This window comes from Pseudomonas sp. GM78 (assembly GCF_000282475.1).
In the GTDB taxonomy this organism is placed as follows: domain Bacteria; phylum Pseudomonadota; class Gammaproteobacteria; order Pseudomonadales; family Pseudomonadaceae; genus Aquipseudomonas.
In genome coordinates, this window is the sequence record NZ_AKJF01000066.1 from 81,000 (window position 1) to 101,558 (window position 20,559).

A 20,559-nucleotide genomic window follows, 5' to 3' on the forward strand; every position below is an offset into this window, starting at 1 on the left:
GAGGCTTAAGACGGGCGCAAACCGCGTTCGAGCCAGAGACGGCTGGCGAGTGTCACCAGAGCGTCGAGCAACAAGGCCAGCAGGGCGGTGCAGGCCGCGCCCAGCAGCAGTTGTGGCTGGTTGTTCAGGGCGATGCCGGGGAATATCAGGCTGCCCAGGCTGTTGGCGCCGATCAGGAACGCCAGCGGCGCCGTCCCGACGTTAATCGCCAATGCCACGCGCACACCGCCGACGATGATCGGCATGGCGTTTGGCAGTTCGACCCGCCACAGCACTTGAGACGGGGTCATGCCGATGCCGACGGCCGCTTCCTTGAGCGAACCCTGGACGTTTTTCAGGCCTTCGAAGGTGTTGCGCGCGATCGGCAACAATGAAGCGAGGAACAGGGCGAAGATCGCGGGACCGCTGCCGATGCCGAGCACGCCCAGGGCGATGGCCAGCACGGCCAGTGGCGGCACGGTGTTGCCGATGTTGAAGATCTGCATGAAGCGTTCGGCGCGTCCAACCATGGTCGGGCGGCTGAGGAAGATACCGGCAGGAATGCCCACGACAAGGGCGGCCAGCATAGAAGCGAGGACGAGAATCAGATGAGCTTGCAGGTAAAACAACAAATCGTCGCGGTAGTGTTCGATCGTGTTGATGCCGATCCAGTGGACCAGCAGGGCCAGGAGGGCGATTACCAGCGCGCCTCCTATCAGCCCTTTGCCATAGCGAATAGCCACAGGCGGACTCCTTTTTTTTCCGTCGGCGAACGCAATTCCGTGTGGCATGCCATGCCTGGCTGCCGGAAAACGTTCGCGAGAAGCAGCTCGTCAGATGCTGGTAAAACAGCATGCAAACAAACCATGAGCACAGCCTCGTCAGGCTGAATGGCGGGTGTTTCAGGCCCCCGACGAGTGGTCGTTACGGGGGAGTGGACGTCTCCGTGCTCCAAAAGGTTCCCATCTGAGGCAGCATTTGGCCACCCCTAATGTGCTCAACGGTTCGGTTATTGAATCAACTTGGGCTATAATCTGCGCCCTTTTTTGAATCACCTGCCAGGCGATTTCCCATGACCAAACAGGCCGCCGAAGTCGCGAAACGCCGCACTTTCGCCATTATTTCCCACCCCGATGCCGGTAAGACCACCATCACCGAGAAGCTCTTGCTGATGGGCAAGGCGATTGCGGTGGCCGGTACGGTGAAATCCCGTAAATCCGATCGCCATGCCACCTCCGACTGGATGGAAATGGAAAAACAACGGGGTATTTCCATTACCACGTCGGTCATGCAGTTCCCGTATCGCGAGCACATGATCAACCTGCTCGACACCCCGGGCCACGAAGACTTCTCCGAAGACACCTACCGCACCCTGACAGCGGTGGACTCGGCCTTGATGGTCCTCGACGGGGGTAAGGGTGTAGAGCCACGGACCATCGCCCTGATGGACGTCTGCCGTCTGCGTGACACGCCGATCGTCAGCTTCATCAACAAACTCGACCGTGACATTCGCGACCCGATCGAACTGCTCGACGAGATCGAAGCGGTCCTCAAGATCAAGGCGGCGCCGATCACCTGGCCGATTGGCTGCTACCGCGACTTCAAGGGCGTTTACCACCTGGCCGACGACTACATCATCGTCTACACCGCCGGTCACGGCCACGAGCGCACCGAAACCAAAATCATCGAGAAACTCGATTCCGACGAAGCCCGCGCCCACCTGGGTGACGAATATGAGCGCTTCATCGAGCAGCTGGAACTGGTGCAGGGAGCCTGCCACGAGTTCAACCAGCAGGAATTCCTCGACGGCCAACTGACGCCGGTATTCTTCGGTACGGCACTGGGCAACTTCGGTGTCGATCACGTACTCGACGCGGTCGTCGACTGGGCGCCGCGCCCTCTGGCACGGGTCGCCAACGAGCGCACCGTGGAGCCGGTGGAAGAGAAGTTCTCGGGCTTCATCTTCAAGATCCAGGCGAACATGGATCCCAAGCACCGCGACCGTATCGCCTTCATGCGCATCTGCTCCGGCAAGTACGAAAAAGGCATGAAGATGCGCCACGTGCGCACCGGCAAGGACGTGCGGATCGGCGATGCGTTGACCTTCTTCTCCTCCGAGCGTGAGCAGCTGGAAGAAGCGTTTGCCGGCGACATCATCGGCCTGCACAACCACGGCACCATCCAGATCGGCGACACCTTCACCGAAGGCGAAGTCCTCGGCTTCACCGGCATCCCGCACTTCGCCCCGGAACTGTTCCGCCGCGTACGCCTGCGTGACCCGTTGAAATCCAAGCAACTGCGCCAGGGCCTGCAACAATTGGCCGAAGAAGGCGCGACCCAGGTGTTCTTCCCCGAGCGCAGCAACGACATCATCCTCGGCGCCGTCGGTGTGCTGCAGTTCGACGTGGTCGCCAGCCGCCTGAAAGAGGAATACAAGGTCGAGTGCTCCTACGAGCCAATCACCGTGTACTCCGCGCGCTGGATCGAATGCAGCGACAAGAAGAAGCTTGAGGAATTCTCCAACAAGGCCGTGGAAAACCTGGCACTGGACGGCGGCGGTCACCTGACCTACCTCGCGCCGACCCGGGTCAACCTGGCACTGATGGAAGAACGCTGGCCGGACGTGAAATTCCGTGCAACGCGTGAGCATCACTAAGCGTTGAGTTGCAAAACCAAAGCCCCGACGCGAAAGCCTCGGGGCTTTTTTGGATCTGCGATTACCCCTGTGGGAGTGAGCTTGCTCGCGATGGCGGTCTGTCATTCAGCAAAGATTTCGCCTGTGAGTCAGTCATCGCGAGCAAGCTCGCTCCCACATAGGGCGTCGGTGTTAATCGGTTTGGATATATTCCTTATTCAAAACCAATCTCTACGCCTGCGGCATTTCCGTCTCATCGTTAGCGTCCTATCTGGAGAACCGGGCTGATCGGAACTAAATTTCATTGAGGCCAGCCAGGCACAGATGTTTCACCTGCAAAAGGATGGATTCGACTATGAACAGGTTGCTACGCGTTGTGTTGCTGTTGAAGGTTTTGCTGATGCTCGCCCTCGGCAGTTCGGCGGTCTGGGCCGAGTGTGAGGATCACGAAAGCCAGGCGTCCAGCGGGCAGGGAACCCATGGTGATCTGATGATCGCCAAGTCCGAATCGGAACCGGGCGACAAGGGGCAGGGCGGTAGTGCGGGTGACGATGACTCGACCACCGATGAGCCGGACTCCGATGACGCCGACGAGGGTGATAGCCAGACGTAAAGTGCAGGAAAAATAAACCCCTTTTACCAGCTCAGTGTGCAGGCCTTAGGAAGCGGTAAGGAGATCTTCTGTGGGAGCGAGCCTGCTCGCGAAAGCAGTCCTTCAGTCACCAGCTATTTTGACTGAGAAGACGTCTTCGCGAGCAGGCTCGCTCCCACATTATTTAAGCTGCGCCGTCGAGGAATGGGCAAACTACATGGGGCGGGCGCTCGTTGATCAGTAGGCGTACCGTTTATCTGAACTGTCATTTTTAACAGCTAGGTTTTCATTATCGGGTCTGGTCTATTTGGTTTGTAACGAACCAACAGATGTCCATCACTGACCGAGAAGGCCCTAATCATGGCAGATGAAATTATCACGCAGGATAATGACGAACCTCAGAATCCGTTATGGGATGCCCCGACTATCAAAGCGCCCAAGCCCAATTCAACCGTTTCTCCTGGATTTCAAATTATCGCCGGCGAGTATCTTTCAGCAAAAACTGATTGGCGAATACATATCATGCAAGGCGATAAGCTGGTCAGGGAGTTTAAGGCTTTTGGAGTTAGTGTTTATCTTGATGTGCCATATGATGTCATCCCCCAAGGAGAAGCGTTCTACTTTAAAGTTGATTACTATAAATGGCCCTCCTGGAGCAATTGGGCTTATTCGGGCGATTTGTTAATGGCTGAGCTCGGCGATCCGACAATTCTAAAACCTGTCGACAATGAAGTCGTAACAATAAAAACTCCAGAGGTGTCAGGGATCGGTGTGGCCGGCGCCAACATTGTCGTGAAAACCGCAGATCATTCAATGGTGGTTTGTCAGACTACCGTGGATGCAGACGGTACCTGGCGCGATACGCTTTCAGAATATGTGTCCTCCTTCCCAGTAGCTATAACTGCAAGTCAAACTGTTCGACAACTAGTCTCCGGTTGGTCGAACATTGTTAATATTAATTACCTCTACTCCGATTTGAAGGCGCCTGTCATTCTCAGTCCGTTACCAAACGCCTATGTCAGAAGGACCGAAGTAGTAGTCTCTGGTAATAATTGTGCTCCAGGCGCCACGGTCAATTTATACAAGGCAGGCTCTGGCGTTGTTCTTCATGGCACAGGGACGGTGAAGTCAGATGGTACATGGACAATAATCGGTAAAGATAATATGTACCTTGGGCCGTTCCCGTTAACTGTTCAACAGGTTTTTGACGGCAAGCCCTCCGGGTACTCGGACACTGTGAATATTAATCTTATCTTATAGTTAACCTGGTCCAACGACGCTGTCGATGACTCCGCTTTCGACCAAACCGGCATGCCGATGGCTAAGGCGAATTTCAGGCAAAAGAAAACCCCTCCCTCGGACTGAAGCGCATCCTGAGGAAGGGGGTCTGTATCACTTGTGGGAGCAGGTTTGCTCCCACATTTCGTTACGCCGCGCCGTCGAGGAATTGCTCGGCGTAGTGGCAAGCCACCTGCCGATTATCGAGAGGACGCAAAGCCGGCTCTTCAGTTTTGCAACGCTCGGTCGCATACGGGCAGCGCTTGTGGAACGCGCAGCCGGGTGGCGGGTTCAGCGGGTTGGGCAACTCGCCGACGATCTTGATCTTCGGCTTGTTCGGGTCCGGGTGAATGGTCGGGGTGGCCGACAGGAGCGCCTGGGTGTAGGGGTGCAGCGGACGCTCGTAGATGTCGTTTTTCGGACCGATTTCCACCGGGCGGCCGAGGTACATCACCATCACGTCATCGGCGACGTGTTGTACCACCGCCAGGTTGTGGGAGATGAACACGTAGGCGGTGTTGAACTCTTGCTGTAAATCCATGAACAGGTTCAGCACCTGCGCCTGGATCGACACGTCCAGCGCCGAGGTCGGTTCGTCGGCCACCAGCACTTTCGGTTGCAGCATCATCGCGCGAGCCAGGGCGATCCGTTGGCGCTGGCCGCCGGAGAACATGTGCGGATAGCGCTGGTAGTGCTCAGGGCGCAAGCCCACTTGCTTCATCATCGCCTGGACTTTCTCGCGACGTTCGGTGGCCGACAGGTTGGTGTTGATCAACAGCGGTTCGGCCAACTGGTCACCGATCTTCTGCCGTGGGTTCAGCGAGGCGTACGGGCTCTGGAACACCATCTGCACGTCTTTGCGCAGTTGCTTGCGCTGGGCCTTGTCGGCGCCGGCGACTTCCTGGCCGGCGATTTTCAGGGAGCCCGAGGACGGCTCTTCGATCAGGGTCAGGGCCCGGGCCAAGGTGGATTTGCCGCAGCCCGACTCACCCACGACGGCGAGGGTCTTGCCGGCTTCCAGTTCGAACGACACACCGTTGAGGGCGCGTACGGTGGCATGCCCCTTGAACAGGCCACGGGACACTTCGTAGTGACGGGTCAGGTCGCGGGCGGTAAGAACGACGGCCATTACGCCACCTCCTGGTTCAGCGGGTAGAAGCAGCGGGCGAGGCTGTTGCTTTTCGGATCAAGGGCTGGACGCTGCACGCGGCAGTTTTCCTGCACGTAGGGGCAGCGCGGCGACAGCAGGCAGCCCTGCGGACGGTCGTAGCGACCCGGGACGATGCCCGGCAGGGTCGACAGGCGCGAGGCGCCCAGGCTGTGCTCCGGAATCGCCTTGAGCAGCGCTTCGCTGTACGGGTGCGCCGGGATGTCGAACAGTTGCGGCACCTGGCCGACTTCGACCGCTTGGCCGGCGTACATCACGCAGACGCGCTGGGCGGTTTCAGCCACCACCGCGAGGTCGTGGGTGATCAGCACCAGGCCCATGTTCTGCTCTTTCTGCAACGCCAGCAGCAGGTCCATGATCTGCGCCTGGATCGTCACGTCCAATGCGGTGGTCGGTTCGTCGGCGATCAGCAGTTTCGGTTCGCCGGCAATCGCCATGGCGATCGCGACACGCTGGCTCATACCACCGGACAGTTGATGCGGGTAGGCGTCCATACGGCTGGCGGCACCCGGGATTTCCACTTTTTCCAGCAGTTCGATGGCGCGTTTACGTGCTTGCTTGCCGGACATTTTCAGGTGCAGGCGCAGCACTTCCTCGATCTGGAACCCGACGGTGTAGCTCGGGTTGAGCGCGGTCATTGGGTCCTGGAAGACCATCGACAGGTCTTTACCGACGATCTGCCGACGCTGGCGATTGTTGAGCTTGAGCATGTCCTTGCCGTCAAAGCTGAGCGAGTCGGCGGTGACGATGCCTGGATGTTCGATCAGGCCCATCAGCGCCATCATGGTCACGGATTTACCCGAACCCGACTCGCCAACGATGGCCAGCACTTCGCCCTTGTCGACTTTCAGGTCGAGGCCATCGACCACCGGGGTCGCGTTCTTGTCGCCGAAGCGAACGTTGAGATTCTTGATTTCTAGCAGTGACATGGGAATCTCCTCAGGCGGCGTTCTTGAGTTTCGGGTCCAGCGCGTCGCGCAGGCCGTCACCCATCAAGTTGATTGCCAGCACGCTGAGCAAAATGGTCAAACCAGGCAGACTGACGACCCACCAGGCGCGTTCGATGTAGTCGCGGGCCGAGGCCAGCATGGTGCCCCACTCAGGGGTTGGCGGTTGTACGCCAAGGCCGAGGAAGCCCAGGGCGGCGGCATCGAGAATCGCCGAGGAAAAGCTCAGGGTGGCCTGTACGATCAACGGTGCCATGCAGTTAGGCAGCACGGTGACGAACATCAGGCGCGGCAGGCCGGCACCAGCCAGGCGTGCGGCGGTCACGTAGTCGCGGTTCAGCTCGCCCATGACCGCGGCGCGGGTCAGGCGAACATAGGACGGCAGGGACACCACGGCAATGGCAATCACGGTGTTGATCAGGCCAGGGCCGAGGATGGCGACGATCGCCACGGCCAGCAGCAGGGACGGCAGGGCCAGCATGATGTCCATCAGGCGCATGATGGTCGGGCCGACGGCTTTTGGGAAGAAACCGGCGAGCAGGCCGAGCAGGATCCCCGGGATCAGCGACATCACCACCGACGACAAACCGATCAGCAGCGACAGGCGCGAGCCCTGGATCAGGCGCGACAGCAGGTCGCGTCCCAGTTCATCGGTACCCAGCAGGAACTGGATCTGCCCGCCTTCCAGCCAGGCTGGTGGGGTGAGCAGGAAGTCGCGGTACTGCTCGCTCGGGTCATGCGGCGCGACCCACGGGGCGAAGATGGCGCAGAAAATCACCAGCAGCATGAACATCAGGCCGGCAACGGCACCTTTGTTCTTGGAGAACGCTTGCCAGAATTCTTTGTAGGGTGACGGGTACAGCAGGCTTTGATCCACGGCGGAGGTGGCGGTGGCTACTGAGGATGTTGGAGTGCTCATGGGTATTGACCTCAGCGCTGATGACGGATGCGTGGGTTGGCAAAGCCGTAGAGGATGTCCACTACGAAGTTGACCAGAATCACCAGGCAGGCGATTAACAGGATGCCGTTTTGCACGACCGGGTAGTCCCGGGCGCCAATGGCTTCGATCAGCCATTTGCCGATGCCCGGCCAGGAGAAGATGGTTTCGGTCAGGACCGCACCGGCCAGCAGGGTGCCGACTTGCAGGCCGACCACGGTCAGCACCGGGATCAGCGCGTTGCGCAAGCCGTGCACGAACACCACGCGCGACGGCGACAGGCCCTTGGCCTTGGCGGTACGGATGTAGTCTTCACGCAGCACTTCGAGCATCGACGAACGGGTCATCCGCGCGATCACCGCCAGCGGGATGGTACCCAGCACGATGGCCGGCAGGATCAGGTGGTGCAGGGCATCGAGGAACGCGCCGACGTCATCGGCCAGCAGCGTATCGATCAGCATGAAGCCGGTGCGCGGCTCGATGTCATAGAGCAGGTCGATCCGCCCGGACACCGGGGTCCAGCCCAGGGAGACCGAGAAGAACATGATCAGGATCAGGCCCCACCAGAAGATCGGCATCGAGTATCCCGCCAGGGAGATGCCCATCACCCCGTGGTCGAACAGGGACCCTCGCTTGAGTGCCGCGATCACCCCGGCCAGTAGACCCAGGATACCGGCGAACAACAGGGCGGCCATGGACAGTTCCAGGGTCGCGGGGAATAGGGAGGTGAACTCGTTCCAGACGCTTTCACGGGTACGCAGGGATTCCCCGAGATCGCCGTGGGCCAGTTTGCCGATGTAATCCAGGTATTGGGCATACAGGGGTTTGTTCAGACCAAGGCGTTCCATTGCCTGAGCGTGCATTTCAGGGTCGACTCTGCGTTCGCCCATCATGACTTCCACGGGGTCGCCAGGGATCATGCGAATCAACGCGAAAGTCAGCAGGGTGATGCCGAAGAACGTGGGGATCAGTAACCCCAGTCGGCGGGCAATAAAACTAAACATCGTAAGGTGTACCTCATCAGCCGGTTAGGCGTGCCCGGCATGCCTGGGTCAGGGATGCCGGGAGTTTCTTATCTACTTCACCTGGGTTGTGGCGAAGTTATTAGTGGTGAGGGGGCTAATGTGGTAGCCCTCTACGTTGTTGCGCATTGCGGTGAACATTCTAGTGTGCGCCATGCTGATCCATGGCTGGTCCTGGTTAAAGATAACCTGAGCCTGTTCGTACAGTGCTGCACGTTCGGCCGGGTCGGTTTTTTCACGGGCCTGGTCGATCAGGGCCTGGAATTTTTCATTGCACCAGCGTGCGTAGTTTTCGCCGTTCTTCGCCGCCTCGCAACTGAGCATAGGCGTCAGGAAGTTATCCGGGTCGCCGTTATCGCCCGCCCATCCGGCGGAAACCATGTCGTGCTCGCCGTTTTTCGCGCGTTTGAGCATTTCGCCCCACTCCATCACGCGGATGTCGATCTTGATCCCGACCTTGGCCAGGTCGGCCTGCATCATCTGCGCGCCGAGCATCGGGTTGGGGTTGGTCGCACCCCCGCCGTTACGGGTGAACAGGGTGAATACGGTGCCTTCCGGGACCCCGGCTTCCTTGAGCAGGGCGCGGGCCTTGTCCAGGTCACGCACAGGGTTCTTCATGTCGTGGTTGTAGCCCAGCAGGGTGTCCGGGAACGGGTTGACCGCCGCAGTCGCATTGCCTTTGCCGAACAGCGCGTTGACGGCCGCTTCCTTGTCGAAGGCGATGTCGATGGCTTTACGTACGCGCACGTCACTCAGGTATTTGTGCTGGGTGTTGATGGCGATGTACGCGACGGTCATCGCGTTCAGTTCATCGACCTTCAGCTTGGTGTCTTTCTTGATGCTCGGGATGTCGTCCGGTTTAGGGTACAGCGCGACCTGGCATTCGTTGGCCTTGAGCTTCTGCAGGCGCACGTTGTTGTCGGTGGCGATGGCGAAGATCAACGAGTCAGCCGGTGCCTTGCCACGGAAGTAGTCCGGGTTGGCCTTGAAGCGAACCTGGGCGTCCTTGTTGTAGCGCTGGAAGACGAACGGGCCGGTGCCGATCGGCTTGTTGTTCAGTTCGCCAGTCTTGCCGGCCTTGAGCAGCTGGTCGGCGTACTCGGCGGAGTAGATCGAGGAGAACGCCATGGCGATGTCGGCCAGGAACGGCGCTTCGCGGCGGGTCAGGGTGAATTTGACCGTGTTGTCGTCGACTTTCTCGACGTTTTTCAGCAGTTCCTTGAAGCCCATGCTTTCAAAGTACGGGAAGCCCACGCTCGACAGCTTGTGCCATGGGTGGTTCGGGTCCAGCTGGCGCTGGAAGCTCCAGACCACGTCGTCGGCATTCATGTCGCGCGTCGGCTTGAAGTATTCGGTGGTGTGAAACTTGACGCCTTTGCGCAGGTGGAACGTGTAGCTCAGGCCGTCTTCGCTGATGTCCCAGGATTCAGCCAGTGCCGGAATCACATCCGTGGTGCCGGGCTTGAAGTCCGCCAGGCGATTGAAGATGGTTTCGGCCACCGCGTCGGCTGTGACTGCAGTCGTGTACTGGACCATGTCGAAGCCTTCGGGGCTGTTTTCGGTGCAGACCACCAGCGGCTTGGCCGATACACCCACCGCGACAGTCAGCAAGGCGGCCGCGATGGCCGCACGTAGGGGAAGCATTTTCATCAAGAACCCTCTGCAATCGGTTGAAGGACAAAAGCCCCACGGTTGATTCATCGCTGGATCAACCGTGGGGCGGGTGCATTACAGAATGTTGAACGGAACAGTGGTCACGAGACGGAACTCGTTGATGCTGCCGTCAGCCTGGTTTTCACTGGCGCGGTGAGCGGTGTACGTCCCGCGAACAGTGGTGGCCTTGAACGGGCCGCTCTGGATAGCGTAGGTGGCACCGATGCCGTATTCGTAATGGTGTTCGCCGTCTTGCGACTGGATGCCATCGTAGCCTTTGTCGGCCACGCCTTTGTTGCCGGTGTAGTGAGTACCGTCGATACCCCAGCCGCGCGCCTGGTAGATGTTGAACTTCAGGCCTGGCACGCCGTATTCGGCCATGTTCAGGCCGTAGGCAACCTGGAAGGATTTCTCGTTCGGGCCGTTGAAGTCCGACAGCAGGGAGTTGGCCAGGTAGATGCCGTTGGTTTCGTGCAGGTAGTCGAAGTACTCGTTACCGTTCACTTCCTGGTACGAGAAGGTCAGGCTGTGGGCCTGGTGGGTCAGGCCGAACGACAGCGAGTAGGTGTCGTTGTCGATGTCGCCGATCAGCGCTTTGCCTTCTTCCTGGGTCTTGTAGTAGTTCAGGCCGGTGGTCAGGCTCAGTACCTGGCTGTCGCCCAGTACGTGGGTGGCGCCGAAGTAGTACTGGTTCCAGATGTCCTCGGCCTGGGTGGCCCAGAGGCTGGTGGTCAGACTGGCGAACGGGGTGTAGGTGATACCGCCGGTGTAGACGTGATCGGATTCAACGATGCCATTGGCGTATTCGGTGCGGAATTTGCGCTGGCTCTGTTCGGTACGCGGCGAGTTGCGATCGAAGGTGGCCAGGTCGAACGCCAGGTTGTTCAGCTCTTCGCTGTGGATCGCCACACCCTGGAAGCTCGAAGGCAGCGCACGGTTACCGATGACGTCGACCATCGGGCTGCTGAAGTTCTGACGACCGGCGGTCAGGGTGGTGTTGGAAATACGCGCCTTGACGTTGGCCAGGCCCAGTTTGCTCCACTGGCCAACGGCGTCGCCGCCTTCTTCGGTCAGGGTACGGTTGTTGCCCGCGCCTGGGCGAGTACCCGGTGCGCCACCGTTGTTGGACGCCAGGTCCTTGCGGTCCTGGTCCAGGGCGATGGCGTTGTAGGCCGCCACTTCAGTGCTGACGCCGACAGTGCCTTCGGTGAAGCCCGAGTTGTACTTGAGGATGGTGCCCTGAACCCAGTTGATGCGACGATCCGTTGGGGTCGATACGCCATCTTTCTTGTAGGAGAAATTGGCACCACGTTTCAGTTGTTCGTTGGCGTACCAGTTACGGGTCGTGCCGCTGATCGACTGGCCTTCGAGGAAACCGGTGGCTTCGCTCTGGGCGCTTTTTTCATTCACGGTCACCGGGGTGTACGCCTGGCTCTGGGTTTCAGCATACGCCGTGGCGGTGATACTGCTGATGGCCAAGGCCAGTATCGCGGTGCTGCTCAGTTTCATGGGTGAAGCTCCTTACTTTCTATTATTAATGCCGGCCTTTTTTGGTGGTTCGGCTATTTGCTTTGGAACTCTTTCACGCATCGCAAACGTTTGCTGGATGCCGGATTGGCGAACTACGGCAATAGGCTTGCGTGAGGGCGCAATGCGCCCCCAGCGTTTTCAGCTACACGGTTTTATTTTTCGATGCTGACACCCGAGAAAACGTTGCGACCGAAAGGGCTGACCTTGAACCCTTCGATTTTGGCGCTCAACGGCTGGTTGACCGTCGAGTGGGCGACCGGCGTGATCGGTACCTGCTGCTTGAGGTACTGCTGCGCCTGTTTGTAGAGCACGGTGCGCTGGTCGCGGTCGGTCACGACCTTGGCCTGCTTGATCAGCTTGTCGTAAGCCGGATCGCACCACATGGAGTAGTTGTTGCCACCGATGGCATCGCAGCTGTACAGGGTGCCGAGCCAGTTGTCCGGGTCACCGTTGTCACCGGTCCAGCCGATCAGGCTGATGTCGTGCTCGCCATTCTTGGTGCGCTTGATGTACTCGCCCCATTCGTAGCTGACGATCTTGACCTTGAGGCCGATCTTCGCCCAGTCAGCCTGGAGCATTTCGGCCATCAACTTGGCGTTGGGGTTGTAGGGGCGCTGTACGGGCATGGCCCACAGGGTGATTTCGGTGCCTTCCTTCACGCCGGCAGCCTTGAGCAGTTCCTTGGCTTTTTCCGGGTTGTAGGCGGCGTCCTTGATCGTCTCATCGTAGGACCATTGGGTCGGCGGCATGGCGTTGACCGCCAGTTGCCCTGCACCCTGGTAAACGGCATTGAGAATGCCTTGCTTGTTCACCGCCATGTCCAGCGCCTGGCGCACTTCGAGCTGGTCGAATGGCTTGTGACGCACGTTGTAGGCGATGTAGCCCAGGTTGAAACCGGGCTTTTCGATCAGTTGCAGTTTTGGATCGTTCTTCAACGCGGTCACATCAGCCGGGCGCGGATGCAGCGTGATCTGGCACTCGTCGGCCTTGAGTTTCTGCACGCGTACCGAGGCGTCGGTGTTGATGGCGAAAATCAGGTTGTCGAGCTTGACCCGGCTCGGGTCCCAGTAATGCTTGTTGCCGGTGTAACGGATGTTCGAGTCTTTCTGGTAGCTCTTGAACACGAACGGCCCGGTGCCGATGGGCTTTTGGTTGATGTCGCTCGGCTTGCCCTCGGCCAGCAGCTTGTCGGCGTACTCGGCGGAGAGGATCGCGGCGAAGCTCATGGCGATGTTCTGGATGAACGCGGCGTCGACGCTGTTGAGCGTCATGACCACGGTTAGCGGCCCGGTCTTTTCGACCTTGGCGATGTTCTTGTTCAGGCTCATCCCGTTGAAATACGGGAATTCGGTGGGGTAAGCCTTACGGAAAGGTTGTTGCGGGTCGAGCATGCGATTGAACGTGAACAGCACGTCATCGGCGTTGAAGTCGCGAGTCGGAGTGAAGTACTTGGTTGTATGAAACTTCACGCCCGGGCGCAGGTGAAAGGTGTATGTGAGGCCGTCCTCGGAAATATCCCAACTGGTGGCCAGGCCCGGTACGACATTGGTCGAGCCTTTTTCAAACTCTGCCAGGCGGTTGTACAGCGGTTCGGCGGCATCGTTATCGGTCGCGGTGGTGTACTGCGCGGTGTCGAAGCCGGCGGGGCTGCCTTCGGAGCAGAACACCAGGCTGTTGGAGGCAGCCTGGCTCATGGACGTGGCGGCCAGCAGGCCGGTGCCCAGCAATGCGGATAAAACCAAGGTATGGCGCATGACGCTCTCTCTTGTTCAGTGTTGTGTCAATGAGCCTTCGCTCCGTGCGCAGACGGGGGAGGCTTCACTGGTTTCCAGCCATGGCGTGCAGCAAAAAAAACCGAGGACCCACGCATCAGCTGGTCAGATCCCGACGGTAGGTACCGTGGGCCCGGCAGTAAATACGAAAAGTCCGAAATGCTCGTGGGAAAAGACGACGCGTCCTAGCGCTCTGCTGTAGTCAGCGGGCGATTTGGATGTAGGTAATTTCCTGCGTTCTCGGTAGGCAAAGTAACGGCGACGTCATGAACGTCGCCGTTACCCAACCTTATTTGCTGACGCTGACGCCGTAGAAGGAGTTCAAGCCAAACGGGCTGATCTTGAAGTCCTGCACATTGGCGCGCATGGGTTGGAACACCGTCGAGTGAGCGATAGGTGTCATTGGCGTCTGATCTTTGAGGATGTGTTGCGCCTGCTTGTACAGTTCGGTGCGCTTGCCTTGATCCGAAGTGCGCTTGGCTTGCTTGACGATGTCGTCAAACGGCTTGTAGCACCATTTCGAGAAGTTGTTGCCTTCCAGCGAGTCGCAGCCGAACAGCACGTTCAGCCAGTTGTCGGGATCACCATTGTCACCGCTCCAGCCAATCAGCATTGCCTGGTTCTCGCCGCCTTTGGAGCGCTTGATGTACTCGCCCCACTCGTAGCTCTGGATCTTGACCTTGAGACCGACTTTCGCCCAGTCGGACTGCAGCATTTCAGCCATCAACTTGGCGTTCGGGTTATACGGACGCTGTACCGGCATGGCCCAGAGGACGATTTCGGTGCCTTCTTTTACACCGGCTTCCTTGAGCAGCTCCTTGGCTTTCTCAGGGTTGTACGGCGCATCCTTGATGGTGGTGTCGTAGGACCACTGGGTCGGCGGCATGGCGTTGACGGCCAGTTGGCCCGCGCCCTGGTACACGGAGTCGATGATCTGTTGCTTGTTGACCGCCATGTCCAGTGCCTGGCGCACTTTCAGTTGGGCCAACGGGTTTGGCTCGTTGCTGCCCTTGACCTTGTCCATCACGTTGTAGGCGATGTAGCCCAGGTTGAAACCAGCCTGGTCAGGCAGCTTGAGGGTCTTGTCTTCGCGCAGCGCTTTCAGGTCGGCCGGACGAGGGAACAGGGTGACCTGGCACTCGTTCTTCTTCAGCTTCTGAATACGTACCGACGGGTCGGTGGTGATGGCGAAGATCAGGTTGTCGATCTTGACATCGTCTGGCTTCCAGTAGTCCTTGTTCCCGGTGTAGCGGATGTTGGAATCTTTCTGGTAGCTCTTGAACACGAACGGACCAGTGCCGACCGGCTTCTGGTTGATGTCGGCAGCCTTGCCTTCTTTCAGCAGCTGGGCTGCGTATTCGGCGGACTGGATCGAAGCAAAGCTCATCGCCATGTTCTGGATGAACGCGGCATCAACGTCTTTGAGGGTGAACTTGACGGTTTTGTCGTCGACTTTATCGATCTTGGTGATGTTGGTGTCCATCCCCATGTCGGTGAAGTACGGGAATTCGGTCGGGTACGCTTTGCGGAACGGGTCATCCTTGTTAATCATGCGATTAAAGGTGAACAGCACGTCGTCGGCGTTGAACTCACGAGTCGGCTTGAAATACGGGGTGGTGTGGAACTTGACGCCGTCGCGCAGGTGGAAAGTGTAAGTCAGGCCGTCATCGGAGACGTCCCAGCTGGTCGCCAGGCCAGGAATGACGGCGGTGCCGCCGCGCTCGAACTGGGTCAGGCGGTTGAACATGGTTTCGGCAGAGGCGTCGAAGTCAGTTCCGGTGGTGTATTGACCTGGATCGAAACCGGCCGGGCTCCCTTCGGAGCAGAACACCAGGTTAGTCGCAGCTTGGGCGAACGGTGCGCTAGCTAGCAAGCTGGCACCTAATAAAAACGGAATGACCGCTTGTTTAAGCATGGTGGCCTCATGATTTGTTGTCATTTTTTGATTTTGAGGACGACCTCGTGAGTCGTGCCTGCGGATACTTATGCAGGGGCCATACCCAATGCAAGATCCAGAGCGACTACAAGTGTTAAACAGTGGCACGAACGTACCTTAATGTCGCATTTGTATAAAACCTGACGCATTTGACCGTTTGCGTGGCGTTTTTGTAGTGCAACTGGCGCACTTTAATGGTGCGTTAAAGCCTTGGGTTGCCCGTGAGTGGGGCGTGGTGTTACCTATTTATACCCCGTCCTTGACGGGTGTGTGGGGGTGAATGGGAGTGGTTATCGTTGCACTGGTATTGGTCGCAGTTTGCGGGTAGTACAAGGTGCAACTTTTCGTTTAAGTCTGTAGGTCATGTCTGTAGGAGCTGCCGCAGGCTGCGATCTTTCTGGTAGCCACTGAAATGTTCAGAGAGCATAGATCAGGATCAAAAGATCGCAGCCTGCGGCAGCTCCTACAGGGATAAAAAAAGGCGATCACTTGGGTGATCGCCGTTTTTGTTCAGAGGTTATCTATTCAAGGCATCAGCACTTCAATCGATCCATCGGCCGTCATGCTGACCTGGCTGGTGCCGGCTTCCACTTCCGGCGTCACCGGAGCGGCGTCCATGCTGGCGGCTTTCATCATCATCGGCCCGCGCATGTACGGTTGCGGGTAGCCATTGCTGTTGAAGTTCAGATTGACGATTTTGTAGCCCTTGCCGCCCAGGGCATCAGTGGCCAGTTGGGCGCGGGCCTTGAAGGCAGTCACGGCTTCTTTGAGCAAAGCGTCTTCGCTGGCCTTGCGGGTTGGCGTGGCGATGGCGAAATCCATGCCGCCCATTTTCAGGTCGGTGAGCAGTTCGCCGGTCAGCTTGGACAGTGCGGCGAAGTCCGGACTTTCCAGGCGCAGTTCGGCACGCTCGCGCCAGCCGGTAATTTTCTGGCCCTTGGCGTCGTAGATCGGGTAGCTGTTGCGACTGCCCTGGCGCAGGGTGATGTCCTTGACCTGCTTGGCCTGGGCTAGCGCCTTGTTCATGGTGGTGCTGACGTCCGCGGCGAGTTTGGCCGGGTCGGTGTTCTGTTCTTCGGTGTAGAGGGTCACGATCATCAGGTCGCGAGCCACTTCCTGGCTGACTTCGGCGCGCAGGGAAATCTGGTTGTAATGCAGTTCGTCGGCGGCCAGGGCCGGGAGGGCGGCGAGGGTGCCGGCACTCAGGGCAAGGAGGGCGGCGCTGCGGCGGAATGTGTGCATGAAGGCTCCTAAGTGGGTGCGCAGGTTGATGGTCCGGGCCTGCGTGAAACCATCAGACTCTAGCTTTGATGATCCGGTTCGCACAGTTACAACTTCTATACAGAAAGATACGGTGTGGCCGTTTGCCGCACTTTCGCCTGCCAGCCCCCGCGCTTGGTTATACTCCCGTCGATCCGCCTGGAGCGCTCATCAGGAGAGCTCATGCTCGCCCCCGTTCAAATCACTTCCGCCACGCGCCAGAATCTCTGGCGGTTGACGTTCATCCGCACTTTGGTCCTGGCCGCCCAAGCCGGTTCCGTAGGCCTGGCCTACTGGCTCGAACTGTTGCCGCTACCCTGGTTCCAGCTGGCCGCGACCCTCGGCTGCTCGATGCTGCTGTGTGCCTTCACGGCCATCCGGCTGCGCACCAGCTGGCCGGTCACCGAGCTCGAATATGCGGTGCAGCTGGCCTGCGACCTGTTTATTCACAGTGCGTTACTGTATTTCTCGGGGGGCTCGACCAACCCCTTCGTCTCTTATTACCTGGTGCCACTGACCATCGCGGCAGTGACCTTGCCATGGCGTTACTCGGTGATTCTGTCGGGCATCGCCCTGGCCATGTATACCTTGCTGCTGGCGCGCTTCTACCCGCTGCAAACCTTCCCGATCGCCCGGGAAAACCTGCAGGTGTACGGGATGTGGTTGAGCTTCGCCCTGGCGGCGGCGGTGATCACGTTCTTCGCCGCGCGCATGGCCGAGGAGCTGCGCCGCCAGGAAGAGCTGCGGGCCATTCGCCGGGAAGAAGGCCTGCGCGACCAGCAACTGTTGGCCGTCGCCACCCAGGCGGCGGGCGCCGCCCATGAGTTGGGCACGCCGCTGGCAACCATGAGCGTGTTGCTCAAGGAGATGCAACAGGATCATCCTGACCCCATGCTGCAGGATGACCTGAAGGTGCTGCAGGACCAGGTCAAGCTGTGCAAGGAGACTTTGCAGCAGTTGGTTCGGGCGGCGGAGGCCAATCGCCGGCTGGCGGTGCAGATGCAGGACGTCACCGACTGGCTCGACGAAGCGCTCAATCGCTGGCACCTGATGCGCCCGGAAGCCAGCTATCGCTTCCAGCGCCTGGGCCAGGGCACGGTACCGCGCATGGCGCCGCCGCCGGACCTGACCCAGGCGCTGCTCAATTTGCTCAACAACGCAGCGGATGCCTGCCCTGAAGGGCTGCAAGTCACCTTGGACTGGAATGCCGAGGACTTGACCATCAGCATCCGCGACCACGGTGCCGGTGTGCCGCTGGCCATCGCCGAGCAGATCGGCAAGCCGTTTTTTACCACCAAGGGCAAAGGTTTCGGCCTGGGCCTGTTTTTGAGCAAGGCCAGCGTGACACGCGCCGGCGGCTCAGTGAAACTCTATAGTCATGAGGAAGGCGGCACGCTCACTGAGCTGCGCCTGCCCCACGGCGCCCGAGGAGACCAACATGAGTGACGAAATCCAAGTCGAAGGCGAAGAACTGCCGCATTTGCTGCTGGTCGACGATGACGCGACCTTTACCCGGGTGATGGCCCGCGCCATGGCCCGCCGCGGCTTTCGCGTCAGCACCGCCGGTTCCGCCGAAGAGGGGCTGACCATCGCCCAGGCCGATCTGCCGGACTATGCCGCCCTGGACCTGAAAATGGATGGCGATTCGGGCCTGGTGTTGCTGCCCAAGTTGCTGGAAATGGATCCGGAAATGCGCGTGGTGATCCTCACCGGTTATTCGAGCATTGCCACCGCCGTGGAGGCGATCAAGCGCGGCGCCTGCAACTACCTGTGCAAACCGGCCGACGCCGACGACGTGCTGGCCGCGCTGCTGTCCGAACACGCCGACCTCGACAGCCTGGTACCGGAAAACCCGATGTCCGTGGACCGCCTGCAGTGGGAACACATCCAGCGCGTGTTGACCGAGCACGAAGGCAACATCTCCGCCACCGCCCGCGCCCTGGGCATGCACCGCCGCACGCTGCAGCGCAAACTGCAGAAGCGTCCCGTTCGTCGCTGAACCTGCGCTGAACGAATGCCGGCCGCTCCTCGCGACAAACCGAACCGATCATCTATGATCGGTTCGTGCATGTACTTTTCTATATCGAGCCTTATCCATGAATCAGAACGCTGAATATTCCGCGGTCAATGATGCTGTGCGCGGGCAGTTTTTCCGAAAAGTCTGGGCGATGGTCACGCCTTATTGGCAGAGCGAAGAAAAGGCCAAGGCCTGGACATTGCTGATCGCCGTGATTGCGCTGTCGCTGATGAGCGTGGGGATCTCGGTGTGGTTCAACACCTGGTACAAGGATTTCTACAACGCCCTGCAGCAAAAGGATGAGGAGGCTTTCTGGCGGCTGATCCTGTATTTCTGCGCGATTGCCGCAGTGGCGATTGTCGGTGCGGTGTACCGGCTCTACCTGACGCAGATGCTGACGATCCGCTGGCGGGCGTGGCTCACCGAAAAGCATTTCGCCCGTTGGTTGGGCAACAAGAATTACTACCAGCTGGAGCAGGGCGGTTACACCGATAACCCGGACCAGCGCATTTCCGAAGACCTCAACAATTTCACGTCCGACACCTTGAGCCTGGGCGTCGGCCTGCTGCGCAATATCGTCAGCCTGGTGTCGTTCTCCATCATCCTCTGGGGGGTGTCGGGGAGCATCGAGGTGTTCGGTGTGACCATTCCCGGCTACATGTTCTGGTGCGTACTGGTCTACGCGGTGGTGGGGAGCTGGCTGACGCATTTGATCGGTCGCCGCTTGATCGGCCTGAACAATCGGCAACAACGCTTCGAAGCCGACCTGCGTTTCTCCATGGTACGGGTTCGCGAGAACGCCGAAAGCATTGCGTTGTACAACGGCGAGCCCAATGAGAACCGCCGATTGACCCATCGTTTCTCGATGGTCTGGCACAACTTCTGGGACATCATGAAGGTGTCCAAACGCCTGACCTTTTTCACCTCCGGTTACGAGCAGGCGGCCATCATCTTCCCCTTCATGGTTGCCGCGCCGCGTTACCTGGCCGGCAAGATCGAACTGGGCGAGCTGATGCAGATCAGCTCGGCGTTCGGCAATGTCCAGGACAGCTTCAGCTGGTTTATCACCGCGTACCAGAGCCTCGCTTCATGGCGCGCCACCTGCGATCGCCTGCTCAGTTTCCGTCAGGCCATGACTGACAACGAGCAACGCGCACCGGCGATCGACGTGCAGAACTCGGGCTCAGCCTTGAAGGTGCACAACCTTGGCCTCGACCTGGCTGATGGTCGCCACCTGTTGACCAGTGGCGACATGACCGTGCAAGAGGGCGAGCGCGTCATGCTCAGCGGCCGTTCCGGCAGCGGCAAGTCGACCCTGCTGCGGGCGATGGGACACTTGTGGCCGATGGGTCATGGCAGCATTCGCCTGCCGGCGGCGCGTTATCTGTTCCTGCCGCAAAAACCGTACTTGCCGATTGGTACCCTGCGTGAGGCGTTGAGTTATCCACAGGCCGGCGATACCTATCCGAACGAGCGTTATGTGCACGTTCTGGAAACCTGCCGTTTGCCGCACCTGGTGGCGCGCCTCGACGAAGCCAATCACTGGCAGCGCATGTTGTCGCCGGGTGAGCAGCAACGCCTGGCCTTTGCCCGTGCGCTGCTGTATGCCCCGCAATGGCTGTACATGGACGAAGCGACTTCGGCGATGGATGAAGAAGACGAGGCATCGCTGTATCAGGCACTGATCGATGAGTTGCCGGGCCTGAGCATTGTCAGCGTCGGGCATCGCAGCAGCCTCAAACGCTTCCATCCGCGGCACGTTCGTATCGAGAATGGCCATTTGGTGGACCAGACCGTGACCGCCTGAACGCCACCGCCCGGGGGTTGTGGGTG

General features: G+C 59.2%; 16 protein-coding genes. 6 read left to right on the forward strand and 10 right to left on the reverse strand.

The genetic code is table 11. The features are described from left to right. Window positions 1–5: 5 nt before the first annotated feature. Window positions 6–722, reverse strand: coding sequence for an ABC transporter permease (locus tag PMI35_RS21920; protein ID WP_008057463.1), 717 nt, complete (start codon window positions 720–722; stop codon window positions 6–8). Between the two features lie 329 nt (window positions 723–1,051). Between PMI35_RS21920 and PMI35_RS21915 the strand changes: the two genes are divergently transcribed. From PMI35_RS21915 to PMI35_RS21905, 3 genes are all read left to right on the forward strand, one after another. Beyond that, window positions 1,052–2,635 carry a peptide chain release factor 3 gene (locus tag PMI35_RS21915; protein WP_008057464.1) on the forward strand — a complete coding sequence of 528 codons (1,584 nt, stop codon included), beginning with the start codon at window positions 1,052–1,054 and terminating at the stop codon, window positions 2,633–2,635. Between the two features lie 334 nt (window positions 2,636–2,969). Then, window positions 2,970–3,227, forward strand: a complete 258-nt coding sequence (locus PMI35_RS21910; protein ID WP_008057465.1) for a hypothetical protein — start codon at window positions 2,970–2,972, stop codon at window positions 3,225–3,227. 339 nt (window positions 3,228–3,566) lie between these two features. Beyond that, on the forward strand, window positions 3,567–4,466 hold the full coding sequence (locus PMI35_RS21905) for a hypothetical protein (protein ID WP_008057466.1): 900 nt from the start codon (window positions 3,567–3,569) through the stop codon (window positions 4,464–4,466). Between the two features lie 166 nt (window positions 4,467–4,632). Here the strand turns inward: PMI35_RS21905 and PMI35_RS21900 are convergent, their stop codons facing one another. From PMI35_RS21900 to PMI35_RS21860, 9 genes are all read right to left on the reverse strand, one after another. Continuing rightward, the gene (locus PMI35_RS21900; RefSeq protein WP_008057467.1) at window positions 4,633–5,613 is read right to left on the reverse strand and encodes a peptide ABC transporter ATP-binding protein; all 981 of its coding nucleotides are present in this window, start codon (window positions 5,611–5,613) and stop codon (window positions 4,633–4,635) included. Continuing rightward, window positions 5,613–6,581 carry an ABC transporter ATP-binding protein gene (locus PMI35_RS21895; RefSeq protein WP_008057468.1) on the reverse strand — a complete coding sequence of 323 codons (969 nt, stop codon included), beginning with the start codon at window positions 6,579–6,581 and terminating at the stop codon, window positions 5,613–5,615. Before PMI35_RS21895 ends, PMI35_RS21900 begins: the two co-directional genes overlap by 1 nt. Window positions 6,582–6,591: 10 nt before the next feature. Beyond that, the gene (locus PMI35_RS21890) at window positions 6,592–7,518 is read right to left on the reverse strand and encodes an ABC transporter permease subunit (RefSeq protein ID WP_008057469.1); all 927 of its coding nucleotides are present in this window, start codon (window positions 7,516–7,518) and stop codon (window positions 6,592–6,594) included. 11 nt (window positions 7,519–7,529) lie between these two features. Further along, window positions 7,530–8,540, reverse strand: a complete 1,011-nt coding sequence (locus tag PMI35_RS21885; protein ID WP_008057470.1) for an ABC transporter permease subunit — start codon at window positions 8,538–8,540, stop codon at window positions 7,530–7,532. Between the two features lie 72 nt (window positions 8,541–8,612). Next, window positions 8,613–10,208: an ABC transporter substrate-binding protein gene (locus PMI35_RS21880; protein WP_008057471.1), complete on the reverse strand. Its 1,596-nt coding sequence runs from the start codon at window positions 10,206–10,208 to the stop codon at window positions 8,613–8,615. A 78-nt stretch (window positions 10,209–10,286) separates the two neighbouring features. Then, window positions 10,287–11,720, reverse strand: a complete 1,434-nt coding sequence (locus PMI35_RS21875) for an OprD family porin (protein WP_008057472.1) — start codon at window positions 11,718–11,720, stop codon at window positions 10,287–10,289. Between the two features lie 173 nt (window positions 11,721–11,893). Then, window positions 11,894–13,495, reverse strand: coding sequence for an ABC transporter substrate-binding protein (locus PMI35_RS21870; protein ID WP_008057473.1), 1,602 nt, complete (start codon window positions 13,493–13,495; stop codon window positions 11,894–11,896). A 307-nt stretch (window positions 13,496–13,802) separates the two neighbouring features. Further along, complete coding sequence (locus PMI35_RS21865; protein ID WP_008057474.1) at window positions 13,803–15,428, reverse strand: ABC transporter substrate-binding protein; 1,626 nt, start codon at window positions 15,426–15,428, stop codon at window positions 13,803–13,805. Between the two features lie 546 nt (window positions 15,429–15,974). Then, window positions 15,975–16,691: an SIMPL domain-containing protein gene (locus PMI35_RS21860; protein ID WP_008057481.1), complete on the reverse strand. Its 717-nt coding sequence runs from the start codon at window positions 16,689–16,691 to the stop codon at window positions 15,975–15,977. A 201-nt stretch (window positions 16,692–16,892) separates the two neighbouring features. Here PMI35_RS21860 and PMI35_RS21855 point away from each other — a divergent pair, with 201 nt between their 5' ends. The 3 genes from PMI35_RS21855 to PMI35_RS21845 all read left to right on the forward strand — a co-directional run bounded on the left by PMI35_RS21855 (window position 16,893) and on the right by PMI35_RS21845 (window position 20,533). Then, complete coding sequence (locus PMI35_RS21855) at window positions 16,893–18,155, forward strand: ATP-binding protein (RefSeq protein ID WP_008057482.1); 1,263 nt, start codon at window positions 16,893–16,895, stop codon at window positions 18,153–18,155. Beyond that, a complete protein-coding gene (locus PMI35_RS21850) occupies window positions 18,148–18,708 on the forward strand; it encodes a response regulator transcription factor (protein WP_008057484.1) in 561 nt (186 codons plus the stop codon). The genes PMI35_RS21855 and PMI35_RS21850 overlap by 8 nt, the downstream gene beginning before the upstream one ends. 97 nt (window positions 18,709–18,805) lie before the next feature. Next, window positions 18,806–20,533 carry an ABC transporter ATP-binding protein/permease gene (locus PMI35_RS21845; protein ID WP_008057487.1) on the forward strand — a complete coding sequence of 576 codons (1,728 nt, stop codon included), beginning with the start codon at window positions 18,806–18,808 and terminating at the stop codon, window positions 20,531–20,533. Window positions 20,534–20,559: the final 26 nt, after the last annotated feature.

Bases quoted from the DNA above. Each gene is read 5' to 3' on its own strand.
- PMI35_RS21915 (WP_008057464.1), top strand. From the start codon at position 1,052: ATGACCAAACAGGCCGCCGAAGTCGCGAAACGCCGCACTTTCGCCATT.
- PMI35_RS21910 (WP_008057465.1), top strand. From the start codon at position 2,970: ATGAACAGGTTGCTACGCGTTGTGTTGCTGTTGAAGGTTTTGCTGATG.
- PMI35_RS21905 (WP_008057466.1), top strand. From the start codon at position 3,567: ATGGCAGATGAAATTATCACGCAGGATAATGACGAACCTCAGAATCCG.
- PMI35_RS21900 (WP_008057467.1), bottom strand. From the start codon at position 5,613: ATGGCCGTCGTTCTTACCGCCCGCGACCTGACCCGTCACTACGAAGTG.
- PMI35_RS21895 (WP_008057468.1), bottom strand. From the start codon at position 6,581: ATGTCACTGCTAGAAATCAAGAATCTCAACGTTCGCTTCGGCGACAAG.
- PMI35_RS21890 (WP_008057469.1), bottom strand. From the start codon at position 7,518: ATGAGCACTCCAACATCCTCAGTAGCCACCGCCACCTCCGCCGTGGAT.
- PMI35_RS21885 (WP_008057470.1), bottom strand. From the start codon at position 8,540: ATGTTTAGTTTTATTGCCCGCCGACTGGGGTTACTGATCCCCACGTTC.
- PMI35_RS21880 (WP_008057471.1), bottom strand. From the start codon at position 10,208: ATGAAAATGCTTCCCCTACGTGCGGCCATCGCGGCCGCCTTGCTGACT.
- PMI35_RS21875 (WP_008057472.1), bottom strand. From the start codon at position 11,720: ATGAAACTGAGCAGCACCGCGATACTGGCCTTGGCCATCAGCAGTATC.
- PMI35_RS21870 (WP_008057473.1), bottom strand. From the start codon at position 13,495: ATGCGCCATACCTTGGTTTTATCCGCATTGCTGGGCACCGGCCTGCTG.
- PMI35_RS21865 (WP_008057474.1), bottom strand. From the start codon at position 15,428: ATGCTTAAACAAGCGGTCATTCCGTTTTTATTAGGTGCCAGCTTGCTA.
- PMI35_RS21860 (WP_008057481.1), bottom strand. From the start codon at position 16,691: ATGCACACATTCCGCCGCAGCGCCGCCCTCCTTGCCCTGAGTGCCGGC.
- PMI35_RS21855 (WP_008057482.1), top strand. From the start codon at position 16,893: ATGCTCGCCCCCGTTCAAATCACTTCCGCCACGCGCCAGAATCTCTGG.
- PMI35_RS21850 (WP_008057484.1), top strand. From the start codon at position 18,148: ATGAGTGACGAAATCCAAGTCGAAGGCGAAGAACTGCCGCATTTGCTG.
- PMI35_RS21845 (WP_008057487.1), top strand. From the start codon at position 18,806: ATGAATCAGAACGCTGAATATTCCGCGGTCAATGATGCTGTGCGCGGG.